This is a genomic window from Cellulosimicrobium protaetiae, assembly GCF_009708005.2.
GTDB classification, from domain to species: domain Bacteria; phylum Actinomycetota; class Actinomycetes; order Actinomycetales; family Cellulomonadaceae; genus Cellulosimicrobium; species Cellulosimicrobium protaetiae.
This window is the reverse complement of sequence record NZ_CP052757.1, coordinates 4,555,249-4,579,488: the sequence shown is the minus strand read 5'-3', so window position 1 is coordinate 4,579,488 and position 24,240 is coordinate 4,555,249. Positions and strand designations below refer to the sequence as shown.

Sequence of the window (24,240 nt, the reverse complement as noted above, 5' to 3'; positions counted from 1 at the left end):
GGCCTGGACGGCGACTAATTCATGCACTCAGCGGGGGCGGCGGGCGGCCCAGACGATGCGGCCGCCGCGCGCGCCGATGGTGTGCGTGGGTGTCGGGCCGGTGGTGTCGGCCGGGTCGGTGGTGTCGTCGTGGTGGGTCAGTGCCGTCGCAGCGAGCACCGCGTCGAGCGCGGCGAGGTCGGCGGGGGCGAGGTGGTCGGCGAGGTGCTCGCGCTGGCGGGCGGCGGTCGCGTGCGCCCAGCGCGACGCGTCCGGTCCTGGCGGCACGACGGCGGTCGGCTCGCGCCGGTCGACGACCTCCAGCCCGGCGTCGACCAGGTAGGACGTCCAGTCGGGGTAGCGGTTCCAGCCGGCGTGGGTCATCGCGCTCGCGAGGTGGGCGGCGAGGTCGGCGTGCGCGGCGTCGTCGGGCAGGACGGGCGACGTCGCGGTCATCTCGACGACGACGAGCAGGCCGCCGGGCGCGAGCGCGTCGTGGGCGTCGCGCAGCACGCGGGCAGGGTCGGCCACGTGGTGCAGGGACGCGGACGCCCACACGACGTCGGCGGTGCCGACGTCCGGCCACCCGGCGTCGAGGTCGGCCTCGACGGTCCGCACGCGGTCTCCGAGACCGGTCCCGGCGAGCCCGGCGCGCAGACGGTCGAGCATCGCCGGGTCCGCGTCGACCGCGACGACCCCGGCGTCCGGGAACGCCCGTGCGAGGGCGCGCGACCCCGTGCCCGTCCCGGCGCCGAGGTCGACGACGGTGCGCATCGGCGTCGGGGCGTGCTCGACCGCGACCGCGACGGCCTGGTCGAGCAGCCCGCCGAAGACCTGGGCGTCGAGGTCGAGGACCTGCGCGCACCCGGCGTCGTCGTGATGGTGATCGTGCCCGGAGCCGTGCGCGTGGCCCGGTTCGTGGTGTGCCTCGTGGGGATCGGGACGTCGGTGGGGTGCACCAGGTCCGGGGGCGGGGTGCGGGGACGCGGTGGGTTCCATGCGTCCACCGTAGGACGCTCCTGCGTCCAAGACATAGGATCTTGCTCATGACGCAAGAAGTGGATCTCGACGCCGTCGTCCGTCAGCGCATCCGGGGCCTGCGGCTGGCGCGCGGCTGGACGCTCGACGCGCTCGCGGCGCGCTGCTTCCTCAGCGCGTCGACGCTGAGCCGGATCGAGACCGGCCACCGGCGCATCGCGCTCGACCAGCTCGTCCCCATCGCCCGTGCGCTGGGCACGACGCTCGACCAGCTCGTCGAGCCGGTCGACGACGAGGACGTGGTGATCCGGCCCGAGCCGCAGCGCCGACCCGGCGAGACCACGTGGCTGCTCTCGCGCGACCGTCCCGGGACGATGGTCGCGAAGATGCGCCTCACGCCCGAGCGCGCGACGGGCCCCGAGCACCAGCGCGTCCACCCCGGGCACGAGTGGTTCACGGTCCTGTCGGGGACGGCCGTCGTCTACCTCGCGGACCGGCGGATCCTCGTGGAGGAGGGCCAGGCGGCCGAGTTCTCGACGATGGTTCCGCACTCGTTCGGTGCGCACGAGGGCCCGGTCGAGATCCTCACGATCTTCGACCAGGAGGGTGAGCGCGCCCACCTCTCGGGCACCGACCCGTCCTGACGGCCACCGTGCCGAACCCGGGGTCGCTCCTCAGTCGCGGCCCCGCGTGGGGAGAGACCCAGGGCTGGGCGGCGTCAGTGCGCGGGCGCGACGTCCTCGCGGTCCGCGCTGCGACGCAGCGACCGGAGCGCGACGAGCACGAGCACGACGGCGAGCGCCGCCGCCGCGACGACGACCTCGAACCCGGCGTGCGCGCCGCCCGCGTCGATGCGCGACCCGGCCACCGACGACCCGATCGACACCCCGACGCCGAGCGACGTCCCGACCCACGCCAGACCTTCGGTGAGCTGGTTCGGCGCGACGAGGTTCTGCACGAGGTTGTTGCCGTTGATGAGCGTCGGCGCGATGGCGAACCCGGTCACGAACATCACCGCCGCGAGTACCGGGATCGACGTGACGAAGAAGAAGAGCGAGACGCCCGCGGCGAGCGCGACGATCCCGATGACGAACCGGCGCCACAGCGGCGACACCCAGTGCCGCGCGCCGTAGACGAGGCCGGAGATGAGCGAGCCCATGGCGAAGACGGCGAGGATCAGCCCGGCCGCGCCCTTCTGCCCCTGCTCCTCGGCGAACGCGATGGTCGACACGTCGGTCGCGCCGAACACGATGCCCATCGCCACGAAGATCACGGCGAGCACGATCATGCCGGTGGACCGCATGGCGGAGCGCTGCTTCACGCCCGCCTCGGGCACGACGACGGGCGGCTCCGTCGCGCGCTGCGACAGGAACCACAGTCCGCCGACGACCGCCGCGACGAGCGGGACGATCAGCCCGGCGGACGGGGACACGCTCGTGGCGAGGATCGTCGCGAGCACGGGCCCGACGACGAACACGAGCTCGTCGAGCGCGGACTCGAGCGAGTAGGCGGTGTGCAGGCGCCGCGCGTCGGGCACGGTGTGCGTCCAGCGCGCGCGGACCATCGACCCGTACGACCCCTGCGTCGCGCCGGAGATCGCCGCGAACACGTAGAGCGTCCATTCCGGCGCCCGCAGCACCGCGCACAGGATGAGCCCGCTGAGACCGACGGCGGACGCTACCAGCATCGGCAGCATGACGACCCGCTGCCCGGTCCGGTCCACGAGCCGCGCGATCTGCGGCGACACGATCGCCTGCGCGACGATGAGCGCCGCCGCGACGCGCCCGGCGAGGGCGTACTCGCCGTAGATGCCCTGGATCATGAGGATCGTGCCGATGCCGACCATCGACATCGGCAGGCGCGCGACGAGCGCCGCGGCAGAGAACCGCCATGCGCCGGGCAGCGTGAGGACGGCGCGGTAGGGGTTGCGCGAGGTGCTGCGCGAGGCCGGGAGGACCGGCTCCGCGGGGGTGCCCGACGGCGTCGCGTCGGTCGTCAGGTCGTCCCGCCGGTGCTCGGGGTTCTCGGGGTCGTCGGCGCGCGACGGGGAGTCCTGGACCACCGTCCCAGTGTCGCACCCGGAAGCCGCCCGATCGGTGCGATGTCGCGGCTCTGAGCGGGACGTGACGACCGTCTCGGTGGTGGCCGGGGCCGCGCCCCGGCGGTTGTCCGACGGCCGTGCGGCGGCGACGATGGGCGCCATGACCGACAGCCCCGCACCCCGCACCACGACCGTCACCGTCACCGACCAGGGCGACCGCTTCGAGGCCCGCACCGACGAGGGCGTCGTCGCCGGGTTCGCCGCCTACGTCCGCGAGCCCGGGACGGTGATCTTCACGCACACCGAGGTCGACCCCGCGTTCGAGGGCCAGGGCGTCGGGTCCGCGCTCGCCGCGGGCGCGCTCGACCAGGTCCGGGCGTCCGGCGAGCGCGTCGTGCCGCTGTGCCCGTTCATCCGCGCGTACATCCAGCGCCACCCGGACTACGAAGACCTCACCCGGCGGTGAACGACGCCCGCCGGTGAGAAGACCCCCGCGGCGAGGACGACGAAGAGCCCTGGTCCCGCAGGACCAGGGCTCTTCGTACGCGGCAGCATCCGCGATGGTCGCCGAGGGTCAGGAGATGGTCCCCGTGCCCTCGCCCTCCATGCGCTCGTCGTGCAGCAGCTCGCCCTCGGCGTCGACCGGGACGATCGTGCCGTCGAACGTGATGGGCGAGCCCGACTGGTAGCGGAAGTTCGTCGCGTACGAGTACGACTGGCCGGTGCCGAACGTGTAGACCGTCGGCTCGCGGTAGGCGCCCGGCGCCATGCCGTCGTCGTTCACGCCCTGCGCCTCGTACAGCTCGTCGTCGACGATGGTGTCCATGCCCTGCATGTAGGGCCAGTCGTCGTAGCGCTCGTCGATGCTCACGAGGCTCGACCCGAGGTCGATGGGCGCGCCCTCGTTCGTGATGACGTAGTTGACGAAGACGATGTCGTCGCCCTCGGCGATGATCGGCAGGTTGTTCTCCGGGTCGACGAACAGGCCGTCCTTCGTGGCCTGCGTGACGCCCACCTGGTAGACGTCGACGCGGACCTCGCCGATGGTGAAGGTCGAGATCTGCTCGCCAGGGTTCTTCAGCGGGTTCGCCCAGTCGGGCAGCTCGCCGCTCGCGCCGGTCTCCTCGGCTGCGGCGTCGTCGACCTCCTCTGCGTCCTCGACCGGCGCGGTCTCCTCGGCGGTCGTCTCCTCCGGCGTCGGTGTCTCGGGCGTGCCGCCACCGACGTTGATGGTGCACGCGGTGAGGCCGAGCGCGAGCGCGGTCGCGACGGTGAGGCGGGCGGCGGTACGGACGGGACGCATGAGGAGCTCCGGGTGCTTCGGGGAGGGGTGCCGCACGGACTTTACCCACAGACAAGCCGTCGGCTCGATGGGGAGGGGTGCCCATGAGACGTCGCAGACGTCCGGGACCTTCGCCTGTTGCGGTGCCGCCCGAGCGCGGGGACCCTTCCCCTATGGTTCGGCTCCGCGTCTCCCCGACCCCTCCCGTGCGCGCGGACCTGCGCGTTCGCCCCCGCACGGTCGCACCGCGGGGGCGCTCGTGACCGCCCTGCGCGTCGAGCGCGCCGACGTCGTCGTCGTGGGCGGCGGTGGTGCAGGTCTCAGTGCGGCGCTCGCGGTCGCGGAGGCCGCGGCCCGGGAGGACCGCCGCGTGCCCGTCGTCGCGCTCGTCTCCAAGGTGTACCCGATGCGCTCGCACACCGTCGCCGCGGAGGGCGGGGCCGCGGGCGTGGTGGGCGACGACGACTCGCTCGAGCAGCACGTCGCCGACACCCTCGCCGGGGGCGCGGGACTGTGCGAGGACGACGCCGTCCGGTTCGTCGTCGAGCGCGCCGCGGGTGAGCTGTACCGGCTGGAGCGGTGGGGCCTGCCGTGGTCGCGCACGGACGACGGCGACGTGGCCGTGCGCCGGTTCGGCGGCATGAGCCGCGCGCGCACGTGGTTCGCGGCCGACAAGACCGGCTTCCACCTGCTCCACACCCTGTTCCAGACGTCGCTGCGGTACTCGGGCGTGGACGGTCCCGTCCGCCGGTACGACGAGCACCACGTGCTCGACCTGGTGGTCGACGACGCGGGCGGGCCGGACGCGCGGGTGCGCGGCGTCGTCGTGCACGACCAGCACCGCGGGGAGCCGCTGCTGATCGAGGCGCCCGCGGTGGTCCTCGCGACGGGCGGCTCGGCGCGCGCGTGGGGGACCAGCACGAACGCGGGCATCTGCACGGGCGACGGGACCGCGATGGCGCTGCGCGCGGGCGTGCCGCTGCGGGACATGGAGTTCCTCCAGTTCCACCCGACCGGCCTGCCGGGCAGCGGCATCCTGCTCACGGAGGCCGCCCGGGGCGAGGGTGGCGTGCTGCTCGACGCCGACGGCCGGCGCTACCTCGCCGACTACGGCCTCGGCCCGGAGACGCCGGTCGGGGCGCCCGTGCCGCGCACCATGGAGCTCGGGCCGCGCGACCGGCTCTCGCAGGCGTTCTGGCACGCCGACCGCGACGGGCGCACGATCCCGACGCCCGACGGCGGCGTCGTCCTGCTCGACCTGCGCCACCTCGGCAAGGAGCGCCTCGCCGAGCGGCTGCCGCTCGTCACCGGCCTCGCCAAGCAGTTCGCTGGCGTCGACCCCGCGACCGAGCCCGTGCCCGTCCGCCCGACGGCGCACTACACGATGGGCGGCATCCGCACCGACGCTCGCGGCGCGACCGGCGTCGCGGGGCTGTTCGCCGCGGGGGAGTGCGCCTCCACCGGGCTGCACGGCGCCAACCGGCTCGGGTCCAACTCGCTCGTCGAGACCCTCGTCGTCGGGCGTGCGGCGGGCGAGGCGGCGCTCGCGTGGTCGCGCGCGGCCGGGCACCCCGGGGCCGACGGCGGCGCGGCCGGTGCGGGGGCCGGCGTCGGTCCCGCGTCGGCGGACGGCGAGGTCGTCGACCGCGCCGCCGAGATCGCCGACCGGTACCTCGCTATGCGCGGCCGCGGCACCGAGCCGCCCGCCGCGATCCGGGCCGAGCTCGGGCGCGTGCTCGACGCCGACGCCGGGATCTACCGCGACGCCGACGGGCTGCGGCGGGCGCTCGCGACGGTCGAGGACCTGCGCGCGCGGTACGCCGACGTGCGCGTCGCCGACACGAACCCGGTGCTCAACACCGACTGGGCGACCACGGTGGAGCTCGGCGCGACGCTGCTGGTCGCGCACGCGACGGTGGCGGCCGCGCTCGCGCGCGAGGAGTCCCGCGGAGCGCACCAGCGCCTCGACTTCCCGGACGTCGACGACGTGCCGCGCCACTCGGAGGTCCGGCTGGACGCGGGCGGAACGATCGAGGTGGCGCACGTCCCCGTGGGCGCCGAACACGACATGAGGGTCGGAAAGAGACCGATAACGACCCCCATGTCGTTCTCGGCGGAGAGGGGAGCGGGTTCGTGAGCGAGGCAGACCTGCCGGTGGAGGCGCGGACCGTGCGGCTGGAGGTCGCGCGGACGTCGGCCGATGGCGCCGACGCGGGGCGGCGCGACGTGTTCGACGTGCCCTACGACGACCGCACCTCCGTGCTCGACGCGCTCCAGTGGGTCAAGGACCACGCCGACCCCACGCTGACGTTCCGGTGGTCGTGCAAGATGGCCGTCTGCGGGAGCTGCGGCGTCATGGTCAACGGCCGCCCGGTGCTCGGGTGCGAGACGTTCGTGCGCGGCTACCGCACGTCCGGCCTCGTCGTCGAGCCGCTCGCGCACGCCGAGGTGCTGCGCGACCTCGTCGTCGACACCGACACGTTCCTCGGCAAGCTCGCCGCCGTGCAGCCCTGGCTCGTGCCCGCCGGCGCGACGCGGCTCCCGCTCGTCGACGCGCCTGCGGAGGACCCGGCCCCCGACCGGGGCGAGGACGCGCTGCGGGCGCACGGGCCGTCGTCGGGCAGCCTGCAGACGCCCGGCGAGCTCGCCGCGTTCAAGGGCTTCGCCGAGTGCATCGACTGCATGCTCTGCTACGCGGCGTGCCCTCAGCTCGATCCGGCACCGGACTTCCTCGGCCCGGCCGTCGTCGCGACCGCGCGCCGATGGGACGAGGACTCGCGCGACGCGGGCGAGCTGGACCGGGCCGACGTCCTGGACACCGAGTTCGGCGCCTGGCCGTGCATCCAGGTCGGGGCGTGCACCCAGGTCTGCCCCAAGGGGGTCGACCCGGCGCGTGCGCTCCGCGACGCCCAGCGCGTCGCGACCGAGACGTGGGAGGCTCGCAGCCGGCGCGGGTGAGGGCGGGTACGTCGGGTACGTTGAGGCGATGACGGCGAAACCGGTCATATCGGGTGTTCGACCGCGACTGGTGTCTGACCGTGACTGCTGAGAGCGAGGCCCTCGTGTACGTGCTGGACGTCGACGCCGCTGCCGCCCCCACCGTCCTGCTGCTGCACGGGGGCGGGGTCGCGGGCTGGATGTGGGAGCCGCTGCGGGCGGAGCTCGACGGTGAGCTGCGGCTCCTCGTCCCCGACCTGCCCGGTCACGACCACAGCGCCGACGAGCCGTACGGGTCGCACGACCACGTCGTCGACGAGCTGGATTCCCTGGTCGAGGAGCGGGCGGGCGCGGGGCCGATCACGGTCGTCGGGTTCTCGCTCGGCGCCCAGCTCGGGGCGCTGCTCGCGGCGCGACGGCCGGACCTGGTCGACCGGCTCGTCCTGGTCAGCGGCCAGGCCACGCCGACACCGGCGCCGCGGCTCACCCTCGCGCTCCTCGCGTCGACCGCCGGGCTCGCGCGGCGGGAGGGGTTCGCCCGGCTGCAGGCCAAGGAGCTCTCCGTCCCGGACCACCTCCTCGACGACTACCTGCGCACGTCGGCAACCCTCTCGAGGCGGACGCTCCTCGACGCCGTCGGGGAGAACATCCGCTTCACCGTGCCCGCCGGGCTGCGCACGTTCCCGGGCCGGGCCCTGGTGCTCACGGGCAGCCGGGAGAAGGCGGTCGTCACGGCGTCCGCGCGAGCATGGACCGAGGCGATCCCGGGCAGCAGCCACGAGGTCGTCGAGGGCGCCGGGCACGACATCCCGTTGCGCCGACCCGAGTGGCTGGCAGCGAGGCTCCGGGACCTGCTGGGCGCGTAGACGGCGTGTCGGTCGCAGCGACGGCCGCCCATGTCGGCGGAGCGCAGCGGCGGGGACGCCGGAGGGTGCGCTCGCGCCGCTCAGATGCGCCGGGGACCGGGGCCGTCCGACCCGAGGGCGTCCTCGGGGTTGAGCAGCCGGCACGCCTTGAGCGAGAGGCAGCCGCAGCCGATGCAGCCGGTCAGCTCGCGCTGCAGGTGGTCGATCTGGGTGCGCCGCAGCTCGAGCTCGTCGTTCCAGAGCTTGGCCACGCGCCGCCAGTCGCGCTGCGACGGCGGGTGGTCCAGCGGGAGGCTGGTGAAGACCTCCTGGACGTCGGCGAGGGGGATGCCGAGCCGTTTCGCGACGACGACGAGCGAGATGCGCCGGAGCATGTGCCGGGGGTAGCGGCGCTGGTTGCCGGCCGTGCGGGTCGAGGCGATGAGGCCGAGCTGCTCGTAGTAGTGCAGCGCTGACACAGCGACGCCCGTGCGGCGCGCGACCTCGCCGACAGCGAGGAGATCGTCGGGTTCGAGCGACACAGGTACCTCCCTTGACCTCAAGTTTACTCGAGGTATTAGCGTCGCGGCGGGTCGTCCACCGGGGCGCCCGCAGGGGGCGTACGCCCCGACCGGACGTGGCGAGAGGACGGCCCGAGATGACCCAGACCGAGCAGGAACGGCAGGACACGGGGACGGCAGGCACGTGGCGCGAGCTGCTGGGCGGGCGCCACGCCCCCGTCGCGGCCGTGCTCGCGGGCGGCGTCCTGCTGGAGGCGAGCAACGTCTACCTCACGACGAGCCTGCTCCCGACCATCGTCGGGGAGATCGGAGGAGCCGAGTTCTACGCCTGGACGATGACGACCTTCCTGCTGGCGTCCGTCGTCACCTCCATGCTCGTCAGCAGGGTCCTCACGCAGCAGGGCGCCGTCCGGGCGTACCTGCTCGCGCTCGGGCTGTTCGCCCTGGGCTCGCTGCTGTGCGCGGCGAGCCCGTCGATGCTCGTCCTGCTGCTCGGCCGTACGGTCCAAGGACTCGGTGGAGGACTGCTCGCCGGCCTCGGGTACGCCCTGATCCAGCGGGCGCTGCCCGAGCGGCTCTGGGCCCGGGCTGCGGCTCTCGTGTCGGCGATGTGGGGCGTCGGGAACATCGTCGGGCCGGTCGTGGGAGGCGGGTTCGGGCAGGTCGGCGCCTGGCGCGCCGCGTTCGTCAGCCTCGCGGTCGTCGCGGCGCTCGTGTGCGTGCTCGTCGTCCGCTCGATGCCGCGGACGGCGCGGAGCCGCTCCAGCGAGTCGGTGCCGTGGGCGTCGCTCGTGCTGCTCGCGAGCGCCGTCGCAGCGGTGGGCGTCGCGAGCGTCGTGCCCTCCGGTGTCGCGACCGCGGCGGCGCTCGTCGTCGGGGTCGTGCTCGGCGTGTGGTTCGTCCGTCACGAGCGGAGCGGGCACAGCGGGATCCTGCCCCAGGTCACGTTCGCGCGCGGGTCCTCGCTGCGCTGGGTCTACCTCACCGTCGCAGTCCTCGCGTTCGGCATCGGCACCGAGGCGTTCATCCCGCTCTTCGGGCAGGAGATCGGAGGACTCGGTCCGCTCGTCGCGGGACTGCTCGGGGCGGCACTCTCGCTCGGCTGGTCCGTGACCCAGATGGTCACCGCGAACGCCACGACGGTCCGGGCGCGGCGGGGCCTGATCACGGTGGGCCCGCTGGTGGTCGCGCTCGGTCTCACCGCGTACGGGTTGCTCCATCACGACGGGCCGTCGGGCACGGTGATCGCCCTCTGGTTCGTGACGCTCTTCCTCGCGGGAGCCGGGATCGGGCTCGGGTTCCCGCACCTGACGGTTGCCGCGCTGGGGAGCACGGTCGGCGAGGAGGAGGGTGCCAAGGCCGCGGCCGCGGTCAACACCGTCTTCCTCATCGCGACGGCGCTGAGCGCCGCCCTCGCCGGCGTCCTCGTGAACCTCGGGACACCCGACCTCGTCCGGTCCGCCCAGCTGCTCATGCTCACGTTCGCCGGCGTCTCCCTCGTCGGGACGATCGTCGCGCGCCGCGCCGCGGCGGGAGTCAGGGCGGTCGCGTGAGGCGGTGGGTCAGCCGGCCCACCGCGCCGAGGGAGAACCCTGGTCCTGCCGAGAGAGAACCGCGGTTCGCCGAGGGAGAACCCTGGTCAGCGCGTGGGTTCTCCCTCGGCAGGGAGGTCAGCCTCCGAGGGCGGCGGAGACGACGTCCTTCGCCTCGGTCTGGACCTGGGTCAGGTGCTCGGCGGAGACGAACGACTCGGCGTAGATCTTGTAGACGTTCTCCGTGCCCGACGGCCGGGCCGCGAACCACGCGTTCTCGGTCGTGACCTTGAGCCCGCCGATCGGGGCGTCGTTGCCGGGCGCGTTCGTGAGCTTCGCGGTGATCGGCTCGCCCGCGAGCTCGGTCGCGGTGACCTGCTCGGGCGAGAGCTTGCCGAGCGTCGCCTTCTCCTCGAGCGTCGCAGGCGCGTCGACGCGCGCGTACCAGGACTCGCCGTAGCGCTCCACGAGGTCGCGGTGGTGCTCGGACGGCGTGCGGCCCGTGGTCGCGATGATCTCGGACGCGAGGAGCGCGAGCAGCAGGCCGTCCTTGTCGGTCGACCAGACGCGGCCGTCCTTGCGCAGGAACGACGCCCCGGCGGACTCCTCGCCGCCGAACCCGACGGTCCCGTCGAGCAGGCCGGGCACGAACCACTTGAACCCGACCGGCACCTCGACGAGGCGCCGCCCGAGGCCGCCCGCGACCCGGTCGATGAGCGCGGACGACACGAGCGTCTTGCCGATCGCCGCGTCGTCGCGCCAGCCCTCGCGCGCGCCGCCGTAGAGGTACTGGATCGCGACGGCGAGGTAGTGGTTCGGGTTCATGAGCCCGGCGTCGGGCGTGACGATCCCGTGGCGGTCGGAGTCGGCGTCGTTCCCGGTCGCGACGTCGAACGGCGCGCCGCCCTCGGCGTCCCCGGAGTCGCCGGTCATCCCCGCGACGAGCGACGCCATCGCGTACGGCGACGAGCAGTCCATGCGGATCTTGCCGTCCCAGTCGAGCGTCATGAACGCCCAGCGGGGGTCGACCTGCGGGTTGACGACCGTGAGGTCGAGCCCGTACCGCTCGCCGATCTCGCCCCAGTACTCGACCGACGCGCCGCCCAGCGGGTCGGCGCCGATGCGCACGCCCGACTCGCGGATCGCGTCGATGTCGAGGACGTTCACGAGGTCGTCGACGTACGTGGTGAGGAAGTCGTGCTTGTGCACGTGCTCGGAGGTGAGCGCCTGGGTGAGGGGCACGCGGCGCACGCTCGCGACGCCGTCGCGCAGGATCTCGTTGGCGCGGTCCGCGATCCAGCCGGTCGCCTCGGAACCGGCGGGGCCGCCGTGCGGCGGGTTGTACTTGAAGCCGCCGTCGCGCGGCGGGTTGTGCGACGGCGTCACGACGATCCCGTCCGCCAGCCCGGGCCCGGTGGTGCGGACGCCGTCGACCGTCGTCGCCTCGTTGTGCAGGAGGATCGACTGGGAGACGGCGGGCGTCGGGGTGAACGAGTCGCGCGCGTCGACGTACGTCTGCACGCCCGCGGCGACGAGGACCTCGAGCGCGGTCTGCCAGGCCGGGAGCGACAGCGCGTGGGTGTCGCGGCCGATGAACAGCGGGCCGTCGGTGCCCTGCGAGCGCCGGTACTCGACGATCGCCGCGGTGATCGCGACGATGTGCGCCTCGTTGAACGCGTGGTCGAGGCTCGACCCGCGGTGGCCCGACGTGCCGAAGACGACCTTCTGCGCCGGGTCGTCCACGTCGGGGGCGAGGTCGTAGTAGGCGCCGACCACGGCGTCGACGTCGATGAGGTCGCTGGGCTGGGCGGGCGTGCCGGCGCGGGGATCCATGGGTCGATCCTGCCAGGGGTGGCGCCCGCGCGTCAGCCGCTACCGCCGTCCGACCAGGGCTCTACCTCGGCCCGGGAGTGTTCGCGCGGTCGATCGCCATCTCGACGGCGTCGAGCAGGCGGTCGAGGCTCGCGTCGAACGGGCCCTGCGGCGCGTCGAACCCGCCCGCGACGTAGACGCGGGTCATGACGGGGTAGCGCTCGACGTCGAACCAGTCCTCCCAGAAGCTGCCGAGCGTCGTCCAGTACTCGTCGTTGCCGACGCCGGTCGCGTCCCGCTCGGTCCGCTCGGCGACGGTGGCGCGCGCGAGGCCCTGGACGTAGTTGTCGACGAGGCCGAGCGTGTCGACGACCTGGAGCTCGGAGAGGCCGGTGTCGACGATCGTGCGCAGCCCCGCCTCCTGGGCGTCGAGCACGTGGGGCGCGAGCGGGGCGCGCCACATGTTGGTCTGCAGGATCCACGGGTGGCGCAGGTAGAGGTTCCACAGCTCGTGCGCGTACTGCGCGAGCGCGGCCCGCCACGGCGCGCCCGCCGCGGGCAGGTCGAGCTCGGCGTACGCGCGGTCGATCATGAGGTCGACGAGCTCGGTGCGACCGGGCACGTAGGTGTACAGCGACATCGCGCCGACACCGAGCTCGGTCGCGACGCGGCGCATGGACAGCGCGTCGAGCCCGCCCTCCTGCGCGACGGCGGTCCCGGCCTTCACGACGTCGTCGAGCGTGAGGCGCGGCTTGCGCCCGCGCGTCGCGGGCGCGGGCGGGTCCCACAGGAGCGCGAGGCGGCGCGTGATCTCGGGCGTCCGGACGACCTCGGTGAACTGGGCCCGTGCGTGCTCGGCGGCCTGCACGGCGGAGGCGACCCCGGCGTCCGCGGCCGCGACGACGCCGCGCGGTCGCTCCGGCTCCTCCGGCTCCGGGGGTGCGGGCGAGGTCTGCGGGGTGCCCGACGGCGCGAGGTCGCCGTCGCGCTCGTCGGTGCGGTCGGTCGTCACGTGCGTATCCTCCCCGACTTCGGTCGCGTCCCGCCCGGAGGAGCCTGGCGGGGCCAAGGCTTGCCTGTTCCCGTACACCGTATGCTAACGTAGATCGTCAATTTCGGTACGGCGTACGAAAGGGTGGCTCCGGTGATCCGAGCCCGTGGCCTGACCAAGACCTTCCACCGCAAGAAAGAGACCGTCGAGGCCGTCAAGGGAATCGACGTCGACGTCCGGGAGGGCGAGCTCGTCGCCTTCCTCGGTCCCAACGGGGCCGGCAAGTCCACGACCCTGAGGATGCTGACGAGCCTCCTCGAACCGACCGCCGGGACCGCCGAGGTCGCTGGCTACGACGTCTCCCGCGACCCGGCCCGGGTCCGCTCCCGCATCGGCTTCATCGGCCAGGGCAACGGGGGCGGGTACTCCTACCGCGTGCTCGACGAGCTGCACAACCAGGGCCGCTTCTACGGCCTGCCGCCCGCCGAGTACGCGCGGCGCGCCGCCGACCTGCTCGCCGCGCTCGACCTCGGCGGGCTCGAGAAGCGCACGGTCCAGTCGCTCTCGGGCGGCCAGCGGCGTCGGCTCGACGTCGCGCTCGGGCTCATGAACCACCCGCCGCTGCTGTTCCTCGACGAGCCGACGACCGGCCTCGACCCGCACGCCCGCGCCAACCTGTGGGAGCACATCGCCGCGATGCGCGAGCGGTACGGCATGACGATCGTCCTCACCACGCACTACCTCGACGAGGCCGACAGCATGGCCGAGCGCGTCGTCGTCATCGACCACGGCGAGATCATCGCCGACGCCACGCCGGACGCGCTCAAGCACAGCCACGCCGACGACGTCATCACGCTCGCGGTGGTCCCCGCGCCGGGCGCCGGCAGCCTCCCGGGCGGAGCCCCGGGCGAGAGGTCGGGCGCGGTGCCCGACGTCGTCGGCCGCGTCCGCGCGTCCCTCACCGAGGACGTGGGCCAGGTCGAGACCACGAGCGGCGCCGACGGCGTCGTGTCCGTCCGGATCTCCACGACCCACGGCGCCGACCGGCTGCCCGAGGCCATCGAGGCGCTGCGCGTCGGCGGCCTGGCCGTGCGCTCGGCCGAGCTCCAGCAGGCGAGCCTCGACGACGTATTCCTCAACCTCACCGGCCGCAGCCTGCGAGAGGAGGCCGCACGAGCACGCGCACCGACCTCTCGTCCCCGGCCAGCCGGACGACGCCGGGCACCGACGCGTTCCTGCGGACCGGGGTCGCGAAGTTCCTCGCCGACACCTGGGCCGTCTTCACGCGCGAGATCCTGCTCGTGCTGCGGGACCCCTTCACGCTGATCTTCTCGCTGCTCCAGCCGCTGATCTTCCTCGGCCTGTTCGGCCCGCTGCTCACGGGCGCGGTCGGCGGGTTCGGGGGCGGGGCGCCCGGCGGTGGCGGGTCGACGGCCGAGACGCTCCAGTGGTTCGTCCCCGGCGTGATCGTCATGATCTCGCTGTTCGGGACCTCGATGAGCGGGTCGAACCTGCTCTACGAGATGATGACCGGCTCCTACGAGCGCGTCCTCGCGACGCCGCTCGACCGCTCCGCGATCCTCGTCGGCCGTTCCCTCAAGGAGTTCGCGCCGCTCGTCGTGCAGGGCCTGCTCATCGCGCTCGTCTGCGTCCCGTTCGGGTTCACGCTCTACCCGCTGCACCTGCTCGTCGGGCTGCTGCTGCTCGGGCTGTTCGGCATCGGTGTGGGGGCGCTGTCCATCGCGCTCGCGCTCGCCGCGAAGAACCGCGAGTGGCTGTTCTGGGGCGTGCAGCAGTCGCTGCTGTTCCCGCTCCTCATCCTGTCCGGGATGATGCTGCCGCTCGAGGCCGGCCCGGCGTGGATGCGCACGGCGGCACTGTTCAACCCGCTGACGTACATCGTGGACGCCGAGCGTGCGTTGCTCGCCGGGACGTTCGCGAGCACGGACGTGCTCTGGGGCTTCGTCGCCGCGGCGGTGACGTGCGTCGTCGGCCTGTGGGTCGGCATCCGCCGCACGCGCAAGACCGTCTGACCGGACACCGGCCTCGCTGTGGGCATGAGATGGGCCCGGTTCTCGCCGCAGAACCGGGCCCATCTCATTCCCGCAGCACGGGCGGGACGTTCGTCCCGGGTCGGGCGGACGTCGTGCCCGTCCTGCGGGCGTTCGTCCTGAGGCGCGACCCGGCCGGTCGTACGCTCGCAGAGGCCCCCGAGCCGGGGCTGATGACGCGACGGGAGGGCCGAGGGTGAGCGACACCGAGACGGTGCAGGGGACGCGGGACCGCGCGGGGAGGGTCGTCGTGCGGCGGCACGCCGAGGTGGTCGCGGCGGCGCAGGACCCCGGGCTCTTCTCCAGCGCCGCGTCCGCCCACCTCCAGGTGCCCAACGGGCTCGACGGCGCGGCGCACGCGCGGGCGCGGCGTCTGCTCGACCCGTTCTTCGCCCCGGACGAGCTCGCGTGGCTCGGGCCGGTGCTCGACGACCTCGCCGTCGGCCTGGTTGCCGACGTCGCGGGCGGTGCGTTCGACGCCGTCGAGCTCGGCGCGCGCTACGCCGTGCGGGCGCAGTCGGCGTGGCTCGGCTGGCCCGCCGACCTCGAGGCCGACCTGCTCGACTGGGTCGCCGAGAACCGCGCCGCCACGCGCTCCGGCGACCGCGCGTGGACGGGCCGCGTCGCCGCGCGCTTCGACCGCATCGTCCGCGGCCTGCTCGACGCCCGCCGCGCCGGCGCGACGGCCGGTCCGGCAACGAGCGGTCCGGAGCGCGACGACGCGAGCGCCACCGGCGGTCCCGACGTCACCGCCCGCCTGCTCGCCCAACAGGACGACGACGGTCCGGCCTGGACGGACGAGGAGCTCGTCTCGATCCTGCGCAACTGGACCGGGGGAGACCTGTCCTCGCTCGCTCTGTGCGCGGGCGTCGTCGTGCACTGGCTGGCCGAGCACCCCGCGCACCAGCACCACCTGCGCGACGCACCCGACCCCGCGCTCGACGCGGCGGTCGACGAGATCCTGCGCCTCGACGACCCGTTCGTCTCCAACCGGCGCGTCGCGACGCGCGACACCGTCGTCGCCGGGTGTCCGGTCGCGGCGGGCGAGCAGGTCGTGCTCGACTGGCGCGAGGCCAACCGCGACCGGGAGGCGTTCGACGACCCCGGTGCCTACGACCCGGAGGGCCACGCCGACCGCAACCTCGTCTACGGCACCGGCCCCCACGTGTGCCCGGGCCGTCCGCTCGCGACGCTCGAGCTGCGCGTGCTCGTCCGCCGTCTCCTGCGCGCGGGGACGGTCGTGCACGACGACGCCCGCCCGGCCGAGCGCGAGACCGCGCCTGTCGCGGGCTTCCGCACGGTCCCGGTACGCGTCGTCGCCGCCCCCTGACCTTCGACGGGCCCCGGCGAGGGCGATCCCGGCCGAGATGCGAGAAGCGGTCCCTCCGGCATCGGCCGGAGGGGCCGCTTCTCCCGTCTCGCCGGACGCTAGGAGGCGAGCGACGCACCGGGGGCGCGCCCGGCGTCGGGCAGGCGCGGCCACGCGACGGCGCGGCCCGTCGCGAGCGACGCGCGCGCGTCGAGCACGCGCTGGTTCGTGCTGCCGCGGAACGCGAGCGTGAGGTCGCGGCGCGCGAGCTCGAACCGGCCGTCGACGAGCACGTCGACCTCGGCGAGCAGCGCGCGCTGGTCCGCGGTCCCTTCCCGCAGCTCCTCGAGCGTGTAGCCCGTCCAGCACCACACGTCCTTGCGGTCGCCGTGGTCCGCGCGCAGCCGGCGCACGACCCGCAGGCACACGCCCGTGTTGAGGAACGGCTCCCCGCCGAGCAGGGACAGGCCCTGCACGGCGGGGTGCGCGAGGTCGGCGAGGACGCGGTCCTCCAGGGCGTCGTCGTACGGCCGCCCGTAGCGGAAGCTCCACGCGGCCTCGTTGAAGCAGCCCTCGCACGCGAAGAGGCACCCGCTCACGTACAGCGAGCAGCGCACGCCCTCGCCGTCGACCATGACGAACGGCTTGTAGTCCGCGACGTATCCCCGGCTGACGCGGTCCGAGCGCCAGCCGGGGCCGGGGGTGCGCGCCACGGTCACGCCGACGCGGCGCCCGACGTCGGTCCTGCCAGGTGCTTGACGCGCGCGGAGATCTCCGCGTGGCGGCCGTGCACCATGGGGCGCTGCTGCGGGTTGCCGAGGTACCCGCACGTGCGCTTCACGACGTCGCACGTGCGCGGGTCGGCGTTGCCGCACGACGGGCACGCGAAGCCCCGCGCGGTCGGGTCGAAGTCGCCCGTGAACCCGCACGCGTAGCAGCGGTCGATGGGCGTGTTGGTGCCGAGGTAGCCCACGCGGTCGTAGGCGTAGTCCCAGACGGCCTCCAGCGCCCTCGGGTTCTGCTGGAGCACGGGGTACTCGCAGTAGTGGATGAACCCGCCCGACGTGTACCGCGCGTACTCGGCCTCGAAGTCGAGCTTCTCGAACGGCGTCGGGCTCTTGCGGACGTCGTAGTGGAAGCTGTTCGTGTAGTAGTCCTTGTCCGTGATGTCCGGCACCGCGCCGAACCGCTCCCGGTCGAGGCGGCAGAACCGGTCGGTGAGGCTCTCGCTCGGCGTCGCGTAGACGCTGATCCGGTACCCGGTCCGCGCCGTCCAGCCCGCGGCGTGCGCGTGCAGGGAGCGTAGGACGTCGAGCGTGAGCTCCTTGGCCCGCGGGTCGTGCTCCCAGGCGCCGCCGAAGAACGCCGCGGCGACCTCGTACAGCCCGATGTACCCGAGCGAGACCGTGGCCCGACCGTCGCGGAAGAGCCGGTCGACGTCGTCGCCGGGAGCGAGGCGCTCCCCGAACGCCCCGTGGACGTAGAGGATCGGCGCGTTGCCCGGCGTCGCTTCCTTGCAGCGCTCGATGCGGAAGACGAGCGCGTCGTGCACGGTCTCCAGGCGCTCGTCGAGCAGTCGCCAGAACGTGTCGAGGTCGCCGTCCGCCTCGAGCGCGATGCGGGGGAGGTTGAGCGTCACGACGCCGAGGTTCATGCGGCCCTCGGAGACGTCGTTGCCGTGCTCGTCCTGCCAACCCTGGAGGAACGACCGGCAGCCCATCGGCACCTTGAACGACCCGGTGAGCTCGACGATCTTGTCGTACGACAGCACGTCCGGGTACATCCGCTTGGTCGCGCACTCGACGGCGAGCTGCTTGAGGTCGTGGTTGGGGTCGCCGGGGTCGAGGTTCACCCCGCGGCGCAGCGTGAAGATGAGCTTGGGGAAGATCGCGGTGCGACCCTCGCTGCCGAGCCCGCGGAGGCGGATCTGGAGGATCGCGCGCTGGATCTCGCGCTCCAGCCAGCCCGTGCCGAGACCGAACCCGACCGACGTGAACGGCGTCTGCCCGTTCGACGTGAACAGGGTGTTGATCTCGTACTCCAGCGACTGCATCGCGTCGTAGATGTCCTTGCGCGTCTTCTCGCGCGCGTACTCCTCGTGCGCTGACTCGTCGGCGATCCAGCGGCGCGCGTCGGCGAGGTGCTTCTCCAGGTTGCGCTCGGCGTAGGGAGCGAGGAGCTCGTCGATGCGGTTGACCGAGCACCCGCCGTACTGGCTGGAGGACACGTTCGCGATGATCTGGCTGATCTGCGCGGTCGCGGTCTGGATCGAGCGGGGCGGCTCCACCTGGGCGTTCCCGATCCGGAAGCCGCTCGACAGCATCGACCGGAAGTCGATGAGGCAGCAGTTCGTCATGGGCGCGTAGGGGTGGTAGTCGAGGTCGTGGTAGTGCAGGTCGCCCTTCTGGTGCGCGTTCGCGACGTGCGGAGGGAGCATCCGCAGCCCGATCGCCTTGCCCACGGTCCCGGCCGTGAGGTCGCGCTGGGTGTTGAAGACCTCGCTGTCCTTGTTCGCGTTCTCGTTGACGACCGTGGAGTCCTTGTCCAGCAGCCGCACGATCGAGTGGTTGAGGTCCGTCGCGCGGCTGCGCGCGAAGTCGCGCTCCACGCGGTAGTCGATGTAGGCGCGCGCGACGTCGTACTCGTGCGACTCGAGCAGCACGTGCTCGACGACGCCCTGGATCTCGTAGATCTTGACCGCCCCGACGAACCGCGCGGCGATCTCCTCGTCGACGCGGCCCACGACCTCGTCGACGCGGCTCCGGTGCGTCGCGCTCAGGTCGCCGTGGACCTCCGCGAAGGCCTTCGTCACGGCGGCACGGATCCGGCCGTCGTCGAACGGCCGTCGTCGGCCGTCGCGCTTGAGGACCTCCAGCGTGGCGGTCGTGCTGCGCGGTGCTGCCTGGTCGAGCTCGATGGTGCTCATCGCTCGTCCCCTCTGCCCACCGAGTTCTCGTCTGCGTCCCGCAGGGGTTGCGAGACGGACCGCACCCCAACATGTGGGGTCTTGATCACGGCTGCGCCACCATATCTAGTCCCGCCGACGCGTGCGACGCCGATCCCCGGCGTGGCGGCGACCGCGGGACAGGTCGGGACGTTGGTCCCGTCCGGCAGGGTCGTGCGACCCGACGGAGCGGGGATTTCTCGCGGTCGGGACCGCACGTCGCGGCGCTAGCGTCGGGGCGTGTCCCGACGTCCCCCCGGCTGGGTGCCGAACCAGCACGGCGCGTGGCCGATGCTGCTCCTGCCGTTCGTCGTCGGTACGGTCCGGGGGATCCAGGACGCCGGCTTCCGGCCGGTGACCGTCGCGCTGGGTGCGCTGTGGCTGGTCGGCTACCTCGCCTACTTCGCGGCCGGGCTCTGGCTGAAGTCGCGTCGCCGGGCTCGCTACCGGCGTCCGATGCTCACGTACGGCGCGGTCGCCGCGCCGCTCGGGCTGGTCGTGCTCGTGCTCGACCCCGCGCTCGCGCTCTGGGCCCCCGTGTTCGTCCCGTTCCTCGCGCTCGGCCTGTGGGCGTCGGCGCAGCGCACGGAACGGTCCGTCGCCGCGGGCGGCGCGATGACCGTCGCGGCGTCGCTCATGACGGTCGTCGCGTACGCCGCGTCCCGACCGCCTGGCACCCCCGGGCTGGTGGTCCCGGCGGAGGTCTGGCTCGTCGCCGCGCTCCTGCTCGCCTACCTCTTCGGCACGGTGCTCTACGTCAAGACGATGATCCGCGAGCGCGGCGTGCGGTCGTACGTCGTCGCCTCGGTCGCGTACCACGCGGGGGTCACCGTCGCGGCGGGGGTGCTCGCCGTCGTGCACGACCCCACGTGGTGGTGGGCGACGGCGTTCCTCGCCGCGGCGACGGCGCGCGCAGCGGTCCTGCCGGGACGGCCGCTGAGCCCGAAGGCCGTCGGGATCGGGGAGATCGTCGCGACGGTGCTGCTGCTCGCCGTCGCGCTCGTGGTGCGGTAGCCCCGGGCGTGCGGTGGTTCACTGGCGCGATGGACGACGACGCGCCTCTCACGCTCGACGACCTCACGGAGCGCGTCGAGGCGATCTCCGCGCTCTACGCGCGCAAGTTCGCCGTCGAGCGCGACCCGGACTGGTTCATGCTCAAGCTCGCCGAGGAGGTGGGGGAGCTCACCCAGGCGTTCCTCGTCGCGACGGGGCGCACCCGCCCGCGCGGGGACGCGTCGTCCGGGGCTGCCCCTGACGGGGCTACCGGGAGCGACGGCGCGGCCTCGCCCCTCGCGGACGAGGTCGCCGACGTCCTGGCGCACCTGCTGCTGCTCGCGCGCTCCCAGGGCGTCGACATCGACGCCGCGGTGCGGCGCAAGTGGCTCGTCTGGGAGGCGGAGCTCAGCGGTCGATCGACGCGGCGATGACCCGGGCGCTCGCGGCGGCGCCGTCCTCGCGGGCGTAGGCGTCGCGCACGCGCCCGGCCGCCTCGCGGAACCGCGGCTCGGTGAGGAGGCGCGTCACGGCGTCGGGCAGGGCGGTGGTCCCGGCCTGCTTCGGCGAGAGCGCGACGGCGTTGCCCTGCCGGACGCACACGTCGACGTTCCACACCTGCTCGGGTTGCAGCCCCATGCCGAGGAACGGCACGCCCGTGGCGCACGCCGTCTGCACGGTGCCCTGCCCGCCGTGCAGCACGGCGGCGTCGACGAGCCCGCCCAGGCGGTGCGCGGGGAGCAGGTCGGTGACGTGGACGTTCGGGGGCAGGGCGTCGCCCTCGTGCAGGTAGTGCGCGACGGGCGCGACCACGTGGACGGGGAGGTCGCCGAGCCGTCGTGCGGCGGCGAGCGTGAGGTCGCGGCTCGCCGACGACCCGAGGCCGAGGTAGACGAGGGGCTCGGGCCGCGCGGCGAGCTCGTGGACGACGTCGGGGAGCGGGGTGTCGAGGTGGGCGAAGAGCGGCCCGACCCGCTCGTACCCGGCGGGGAGCGTGTACCCCTCCAGCTCCCACGGCATGACGGTGAGCAGGTTGCGGTCGGCCTCCAGCAGCGACACGACCGTCCGCAGCGGCGGGACGCCGTGCGCGCGGGCCACGGTGGCGAACGCGCGCGGGGCGAGGGGTGCGTGGTTGTACGCCCACCGCAGCGCGGTCGTCGCGACGCGGTCGAGCGCCCGCGTGGCGCGTCCCGTGCCGCGGACGAGGCCGAGGCGCGCCGTCTGCTCCACCTGCGGCCGGGTGAGGGCGAACGGGACGGGGTAGAAGAGCGGTACGCGCTCGGCCCGCGCCGAGATCATGGACGTCGGGTTGGTGCCGATGACGACGGCCGCGGCCTGCACGTCGCGGATCAGCGCGCGCTCGGCGTCGACGCGCGCGGCGACGAGCTCGGCGGTGAACGGGTTGCGCAGCGTCCGGCCCTGGTCGAACCGCAGCGCGAGCGCCCGGTCCGCGGGCGTGAACGCGGGTCGCTGGGACCGGTACTCGAACCCGGCCTCGGCGACGAGGTGGGCGAAGTCGTCCTCGTAGCCCATGAAGACCGGCGTGTGCCGGGCGGGAAGGGCGCGGGCGACCTCGATCATGCGCGTGACCTCGGCGAGGTTGAACGTGATCGGGCAGAACACGACGGCGGCCATGTCAGCCCCTCTCGGTCGGGCGGGTCGGGGGTGCGACGGCGTCGCGCAGCATGGCCAGCGCCGCGCGCGTGGCGTCCGCGCCGGCGTCGCCCCGGGTGAGGGCCCACGCGTCGACCGCGAGGAGCGCGGCGAGGGCGACGTCGGTGAGCAGGTCGGGCGGGACGTCGTCGCGCAGCACCCCGAGCTCCTGGCCCCGCTCGACGTAGGCGCGGGCGACGGCGGCCCAGCGGTCGCGGAGCGCGCGGAGCGCCGCGTCGGGCTGCGCGCGGTGGGCGAGGAGCCCGAGCGCGCGGGCCTCCGGGTGGTCCGCGAGCGAGCGCTCGAGCCCGGCGGCGGCGCGGGTCAGGGCGTCGAGGTAGGTGGTCGCGGTGAGCGTCGCCGGGTCGGGCAGGGCGAGCGCGTCGTCCACGATCGTCGCGAGACGGGCCAGGACGTCGTCGTAGAGCGCGCGCTTGTCGCCCACGTGGTGGTACACCGAGCTCTTGGCGACGCCGGACGCCTCGACGATCCGGTTGAGCGACGCGCGCTCGAAGCCGAGCCGGGCGAACTCCTCCGCGGCGGCCTGCCGCAGCCGGGCGTGGGCGGCGGGGTCCATCGGAGCGCGGGGGCGGGCCATGAGCAGGACCGTAGCATTCCTGAACCGATCCGGTCTAGGAACCCGAGGTGCCGGAGGGGAGCCCCCGCTAGGGTGACGCCGTGACCGACCACCGCACCGACCCGCCCGTCAGCGCCGACGAGGTGGCCACGCTGCGCGGCTTCCTCGACTTCCACCGCGACACGCTCCGCTGGAAGACGTCGGGCCTCGACGCGGCCGAGCTCGCCCACCGGCTCCGGCCGTCGTCGATGACGCTCGGCGGGCTGCTCAAGCACCTCGCGTTCGTCGAGTCCCAGTGGTTCTCGCAGGTGCTCCTCGCCGAGCCGCTCATGGCGCCGTTCGACACCGCGGACTGGGCCGACGACCGCGACTGGGACTGGACGACGGCGGCGGGCGACTCCCCGGAGGAGCTGCGCATGCTGTTCGACCGGGCGGTCGCGGCGTCCGACGCGATCCTGGACGACGCGCTCGCCGACGGCGGCCTGGACCGGCTGAGCGCGCGGCCCGACCGGCACACGGGCGAGCGCTGGAACCTGCGCTGGATCCTCGTCCACATGATCGAGGAGTACGCCCGCCACAACGGCCACGCCGACCTGCTCCGCGAGGCGATCGACGGGACCGTCGGGGAGTAGCGTCCGGCGGCGGACGCCGTGACCCGTGCGGCGTACCGGGTCGATGGTTGCTCTAGGCACCTCGGGCCGGGACGATGGCCGGCGTGACCGCTCCCGAGCAGCCCTCGTCCGTTCCCTCTCCGCGCCGCCCGCGCGTCGCGACCGTCGTCCTCGCGGCGCTCCTCCTGGTCGGCGTCGGGCTCCTGGTCGCCGCGTCCTGGGTGGCGAGCCGCCCCGCGTCGTTCGGGTGGTTCGCGTACGCCCCCGTGTCCGGCACGGCGTTCGTCCCGTCCGGCGTCTTCGGGATCGGACGCGCGGCGTTCCTCGCCGGCGCGGGCGCCCTGCTCGTCGGCGGCGCGGTCGGGTTCCTCGTCGGGCGCGCCACCGCGCCGACGGTGCCCGGAGGCTCCGGAGCCGCCGGCCGGGGTCCCGGAGATCCCCGCACGTCGGGCCCCACCGGCGACGAGGCGTCGGCCGGATGAGCGCGCGCGACGACCTCGTCCTGCTCGACCTCGACGGCACGCTCACCGACTCGGCCCCCGGCATCCTCGCGTCGGTGCGGCACGCGTACGGCGCGCTGCGGCTCCCGGTCCCCGCCGAGCCGGTGCTCCGCGGCTTCGTCGGCCCGCCGCTCGGGGAGTCGTTCGCGGCGCACGGCGTGCCGGTCGACCGCGTGGCCGACGCCGTGGCCGCCTACCGCGACGTGTACACGGCGGGGAACCTCCTCGACAACGCGGTCTACCCCGGCATCCCCGAGTGCCTGACGGCGCTGCGTGGCGCCGGGCTGCGCCTCGCCGTCGCGACGTCGAAGCCGGAGCCGATGGCACGGCGGATCGTCGAGCACTTCGGGCTCGACGCGCACCTCGACCGCGGCCTCGACGACGTGTTCGGCGCGACGCTCGACGGGACGCGCAGCAGCAAGGCCGACGTCGTCGCGCACGCGCTCGCGTCGCTCGACGCGGCCCGGCGCGTGGTCATGGTCGGCGACCGCGAGCACGACGTCCTCGGCGCCGCCGCCCACGGGGTCCCGTGCGTCGGGATCGCGTGGGGCTACGCGCGCCCCGGCGAGCTGGCCGCGGCGGGGGCGACGGCGGTCGTCGGGACGCCGGCCGAGCTCGCGACCGTCCTGCTCCGCCGGGCGCCGCTCGCGGCCTGACGGGCCAGCGCCGACCCGGACGGCGGGG

The 24,240-nt window shown here is 74.1% G+C and carries 24 protein-coding genes; 14 read left to right on the top strand and 10 right to left on the bottom strand.

Annotated elements, in window-relative coordinates:
* Positions 1–27: 27 nt before the first annotated feature.
* Positions 28–978, bottom strand: a complete 951-nt coding sequence (locus tag FIC82_RS19700) for a class I SAM-dependent methyltransferase (RefSeq protein ID WP_154799607.1) — start codon at positions 976–978, stop codon at positions 28–30.
* A gap of 47 nt (positions 979–1,025) precedes the next feature.
* Between FIC82_RS19700 and FIC82_RS19695 the strand changes: the two genes are divergently transcribed.
* Positions 1,026–1,601: a helix-turn-helix domain-containing protein gene (locus tag FIC82_RS19695; protein WP_154799606.1), complete on the top strand. Its 576-nt coding sequence runs from the start codon at positions 1,026–1,028 to the stop codon at positions 1,599–1,601.
* Between the two features lie 74 nt (positions 1,602–1,675).
* On the opposite strand, the gene FIC82_RS19690 is transcribed toward FIC82_RS19695, so the two are convergent.
* The gene (locus FIC82_RS19690) at positions 1,676–2,860 is read right to left on the bottom strand and encodes an MFS transporter (protein WP_253691920.1); all 1,185 of its coding nucleotides are present in this window, start codon (positions 2,858–2,860) and stop codon (positions 1,676–1,678) included.
* A 298-nt stretch (positions 2,861–3,158) separates the two neighbouring features.
* Here FIC82_RS19690 and FIC82_RS19685 point away from each other — a divergent pair, with 298 nt between their 5' ends.
* Entirely contained in the window at positions 3,159–3,464 is a 306-nt protein-coding gene (locus FIC82_RS19685) for a GNAT family N-acetyltransferase (protein WP_154799604.1), read from the top strand.
* Between the two features lie 108 nt (positions 3,465–3,572).
* On the opposite strand, the gene FIC82_RS19680 is transcribed toward FIC82_RS19685, so the two are convergent.
* Positions 3,573–4,337, bottom strand: a complete 765-nt coding sequence (locus tag FIC82_RS19680; protein WP_154799603.1) for a hypothetical protein — start codon at positions 4,335–4,337, stop codon at positions 3,573–3,575.
* A gap of 202 nt (positions 4,338–4,539) precedes the next feature.
* Between FIC82_RS19680 and FIC82_RS19675 the strand changes: the two genes are divergently transcribed.
* The 3 genes from FIC82_RS19675 (at position 4,540) to FIC82_RS19665 (ending at position 8,083) form a co-directional block, all read left to right on the top strand.
* On the top strand, positions 4,540–6,417 hold the full coding sequence (locus FIC82_RS19675; protein WP_216609946.1) for an FAD-binding protein: 1,878 nt from the start codon (positions 4,540–4,542) through the stop codon (positions 6,415–6,417).
* On the top strand, positions 6,414–7,238 hold the full coding sequence (locus FIC82_RS19670) for a 2Fe-2S iron-sulfur cluster-binding protein (protein ID WP_154799601.1): 825 nt from the start codon (positions 6,414–6,416) through the stop codon (positions 7,236–7,238). Before FIC82_RS19675 ends, FIC82_RS19670 begins: the two co-directional genes overlap by 4 nt.
* Positions 7,239–7,318: 80 nt before the next feature.
* Positions 7,319–8,083, top strand: a complete 765-nt coding sequence (locus FIC82_RS19665; protein ID WP_253691297.1) for an alpha/beta fold hydrolase — start codon at positions 7,319–7,321, stop codon at positions 8,081–8,083.
* A gap of 80 nt (positions 8,084–8,163) precedes the next feature.
* On the opposite strand, the gene soxR is transcribed toward FIC82_RS19665, so the two are convergent.
* Positions 8,164–8,604 carry a redox-sensitive transcriptional activator SoxR gene (gene soxR, locus FIC82_RS19660; protein ID WP_168732148.1) on the bottom strand — a complete coding sequence of 147 codons (441 nt, stop codon included), beginning with the start codon at positions 8,602–8,604 and terminating at the stop codon, positions 8,164–8,166.
* A 116-nt stretch (positions 8,605–8,720) separates the two neighbouring features.
* Here soxR and FIC82_RS19655 point away from each other — a divergent pair, with 116 nt between their 5' ends.
* Positions 8,721–10,136, top strand: coding sequence for an MFS transporter (locus FIC82_RS19655; RefSeq protein ID WP_154799599.1), 1,416 nt, complete (start codon positions 8,721–8,723; stop codon positions 10,134–10,136).
* A gap of 117 nt (positions 10,137–10,253) precedes the next feature.
* Here FIC82_RS19655 and pgm read toward each other — a convergent pair whose 3' ends face one another.
* A complete protein-coding gene (gene pgm, locus FIC82_RS19650) occupies positions 10,254–11,948 on the bottom strand; it encodes a phosphoglucomutase (alpha-D-glucose-1,6-bisphosphate-dependent) (protein WP_154799598.1) in 1,695 nt (564 codons plus the stop codon).
* 61 nt (positions 11,949–12,009) lie between these two features.
* Entirely contained in the window at positions 12,010–12,939 is a 930-nt protein-coding gene (locus FIC82_RS19645) for a TetR/AcrR family transcriptional regulator (RefSeq protein WP_168732147.1), read from the bottom strand.
* 132 nt (positions 12,940–13,071) lie between these two features.
* On the opposite strand from FIC82_RS19645, the gene FIC82_RS19640 reads away from it, so the two are divergent.
* The 3 genes from FIC82_RS19640 to FIC82_RS19630 all read left to right on the top strand — a co-directional run bounded on the left by FIC82_RS19640 (position 13,072) and on the right by FIC82_RS19630 (position 16,299).
* Positions 13,072–14,244 (top strand): ABC transporter ATP-binding protein, encoded by a 1,173-nt coding sequence (locus FIC82_RS19640; protein ID WP_168732146.1) that lies wholly within the window; start codon positions 13,072–13,074, stop codon positions 14,242–14,244.
* The gene (locus FIC82_RS19635; protein WP_154800602.1) at positions 14,154–14,951 is read left to right on the top strand and encodes an ABC transporter permease; all 798 of its coding nucleotides are present in this window, start codon (positions 14,154–14,156) and stop codon (positions 14,949–14,951) included. Before FIC82_RS19640 ends, FIC82_RS19635 begins: the two co-directional genes overlap by 91 nt.
* 214 nt (positions 14,952–15,165) lie before the next feature.
* Complete coding sequence (locus FIC82_RS19630) at positions 15,166–16,299, top strand: cytochrome P450 (RefSeq protein ID WP_053369301.1); 1,134 nt, start codon at positions 15,166–15,168, stop codon at positions 16,297–16,299.
* A gap of 98 nt (positions 16,300–16,397) precedes the next feature.
* On the opposite strand, the gene nrdG is transcribed toward FIC82_RS19630, so the two are convergent.
* Together nrdG and nrdD are read right to left on the bottom strand one after the other, a co-directional pair.
* Complete coding sequence (gene nrdG / locus FIC82_RS19625; RefSeq protein WP_053369818.1) at positions 16,398–16,991, bottom strand: anaerobic ribonucleoside-triphosphate reductase activating protein; 594 nt, start codon at positions 16,989–16,991, stop codon at positions 16,398–16,400.
* 2 nt (positions 16,992–16,993) lie between these two features.
* Positions 16,994–19,204 carry an anaerobic ribonucleoside-triphosphate reductase gene (gene nrdD, locus FIC82_RS19620; RefSeq protein ID WP_154799596.1) on the bottom strand — a complete coding sequence of 737 codons (2,211 nt, stop codon included), beginning with the start codon at positions 19,202–19,204 and terminating at the stop codon, positions 16,994–16,996.
* 258 nt (positions 19,205–19,462) lie between these two features.
* On the opposite strand from nrdD, the gene FIC82_RS19615 reads away from it, so the two are divergent.
* Complete coding sequence (locus tag FIC82_RS19615; protein WP_253691296.1) at positions 19,463–20,236, top strand: YwiC-like family protein; 774 nt, start codon at positions 19,463–19,465, stop codon at positions 20,234–20,236.
* Between the two features lie 29 nt (positions 20,237–20,265).
* Positions 20,266–20,649, top strand: coding sequence for a nucleoside triphosphate pyrophosphohydrolase family protein (locus FIC82_RS19610; RefSeq protein ID WP_053369303.1), 384 nt, complete (start codon positions 20,266–20,268; stop codon positions 20,647–20,649).
* Here the strand turns inward: FIC82_RS19610 and FIC82_RS19605 are convergent.
* Together FIC82_RS19605 and FIC82_RS19600 are read right to left on the bottom strand one after the other, a co-directional pair.
* The gene (locus tag FIC82_RS19605; protein WP_053369304.1) at positions 20,624–21,850 is read right to left on the bottom strand and encodes a glycosyltransferase; all 1,227 of its coding nucleotides are present in this window, start codon (positions 21,848–21,850) and stop codon (positions 20,624–20,626) included. The genes FIC82_RS19610 and FIC82_RS19605 overlap by 26 nt on opposite strands.
* A 1-nt stretch (position 21,851) precedes the next feature.
* On the bottom strand, positions 21,852–22,466 hold the full coding sequence (locus FIC82_RS19600; RefSeq protein ID WP_082918935.1) for a TetR/AcrR family transcriptional regulator: 615 nt from the start codon (positions 22,464–22,466) through the stop codon (positions 21,852–21,854).
* 80 nt (positions 22,467–22,546) lie between these two features.
* Between FIC82_RS19600 and FIC82_RS19595 the strand changes: the two genes are divergently transcribed.
* The 3 genes from FIC82_RS19595 to FIC82_RS19585 all read left to right on the top strand — a co-directional run bounded on the left by FIC82_RS19595 (position 22,547) and on the right by FIC82_RS19585 (position 24,212).
* A complete protein-coding gene (locus tag FIC82_RS19595) occupies positions 22,547–23,077 on the top strand; it encodes a DinB family protein (protein WP_168732145.1) in 531 nt (176 codons plus the stop codon).
* 83 nt (positions 23,078–23,160) lie between these two features.
* A complete protein-coding gene (locus tag FIC82_RS19590) occupies positions 23,161–23,538 on the top strand; it encodes a hypothetical protein (protein ID WP_144425411.1) in 378 nt (125 codons plus the stop codon).
* Entirely contained in the window at positions 23,535–24,212 is a 678-nt protein-coding gene (locus tag FIC82_RS19585; RefSeq protein ID WP_047231906.1) for an HAD hydrolase-like protein, read from the top strand. The genes FIC82_RS19590 and FIC82_RS19585 overlap by 4 nt, the downstream gene beginning before the upstream one ends.
* The last annotated feature ends 28 nt before the right edge of the window (positions 24,213–24,240 follow it).

Excerpts from the sequence above, each read along its gene's own strand:
- FIC82_RS19700 (WP_154799607.1), bottom strand. The coding sequence starts at position 978 with ATGGAACCCACCGCGTCCCCGCACCCCGCCCCCGGACCTGGTGCACCC.
- FIC82_RS19695 (WP_154799606.1), top strand. The coding sequence starts at position 1,026 with ATGACGCAAGAAGTGGATCTCGACGCCGTCGTCCGTCAGCGCATCCGG.
- FIC82_RS19685 (WP_154799604.1), top strand. The coding sequence starts at position 3,159 with ATGACCGACAGCCCCGCACCCCGCACCACGACCGTCACCGTCACCGAC.
- FIC82_RS19655 (WP_154799599.1), top strand. The coding sequence starts at position 8,721 with ATGACCCAGACCGAGCAGGAACGGCAGGACACGGGGACGGCAGGCACG.
- pgm (WP_154799598.1), bottom strand. The coding sequence starts at position 11,948 with ATGGATCCCCGCGCCGGCACGCCCGCCCAGCCCAGCGACCTCATCGAC.
- nrdD (WP_154799596.1), bottom strand. The coding sequence starts at position 19,204 with ATGAGCACCATCGAGCTCGACCAGGCAGCACCGCGCAGCACGACCGCC.
- FIC82_RS19610 (WP_053369303.1), top strand. The coding sequence starts at position 20,266 with ATGGACGACGACGCGCCTCTCACGCTCGACGACCTCACGGAGCGCGTC.
- FIC82_RS19605 (WP_053369304.1), bottom strand. The coding sequence starts at position 21,850 with ATGGCCGCCGTCGTGTTCTGCCCGATCACGTTCAACCTCGCCGAGGTC.
- FIC82_RS19600 (WP_082918935.1), bottom strand. The coding sequence starts at position 22,466 with ATGGCCCGCCCCCGCGCTCCGATGGACCCCGCCGCCCACGCCCGGCTG.
- FIC82_RS19585 (WP_047231906.1), top strand. The coding sequence starts at position 23,535 with ATGAGCGCGCGCGACGACCTCGTCCTGCTCGACCTCGACGGCACGCTC.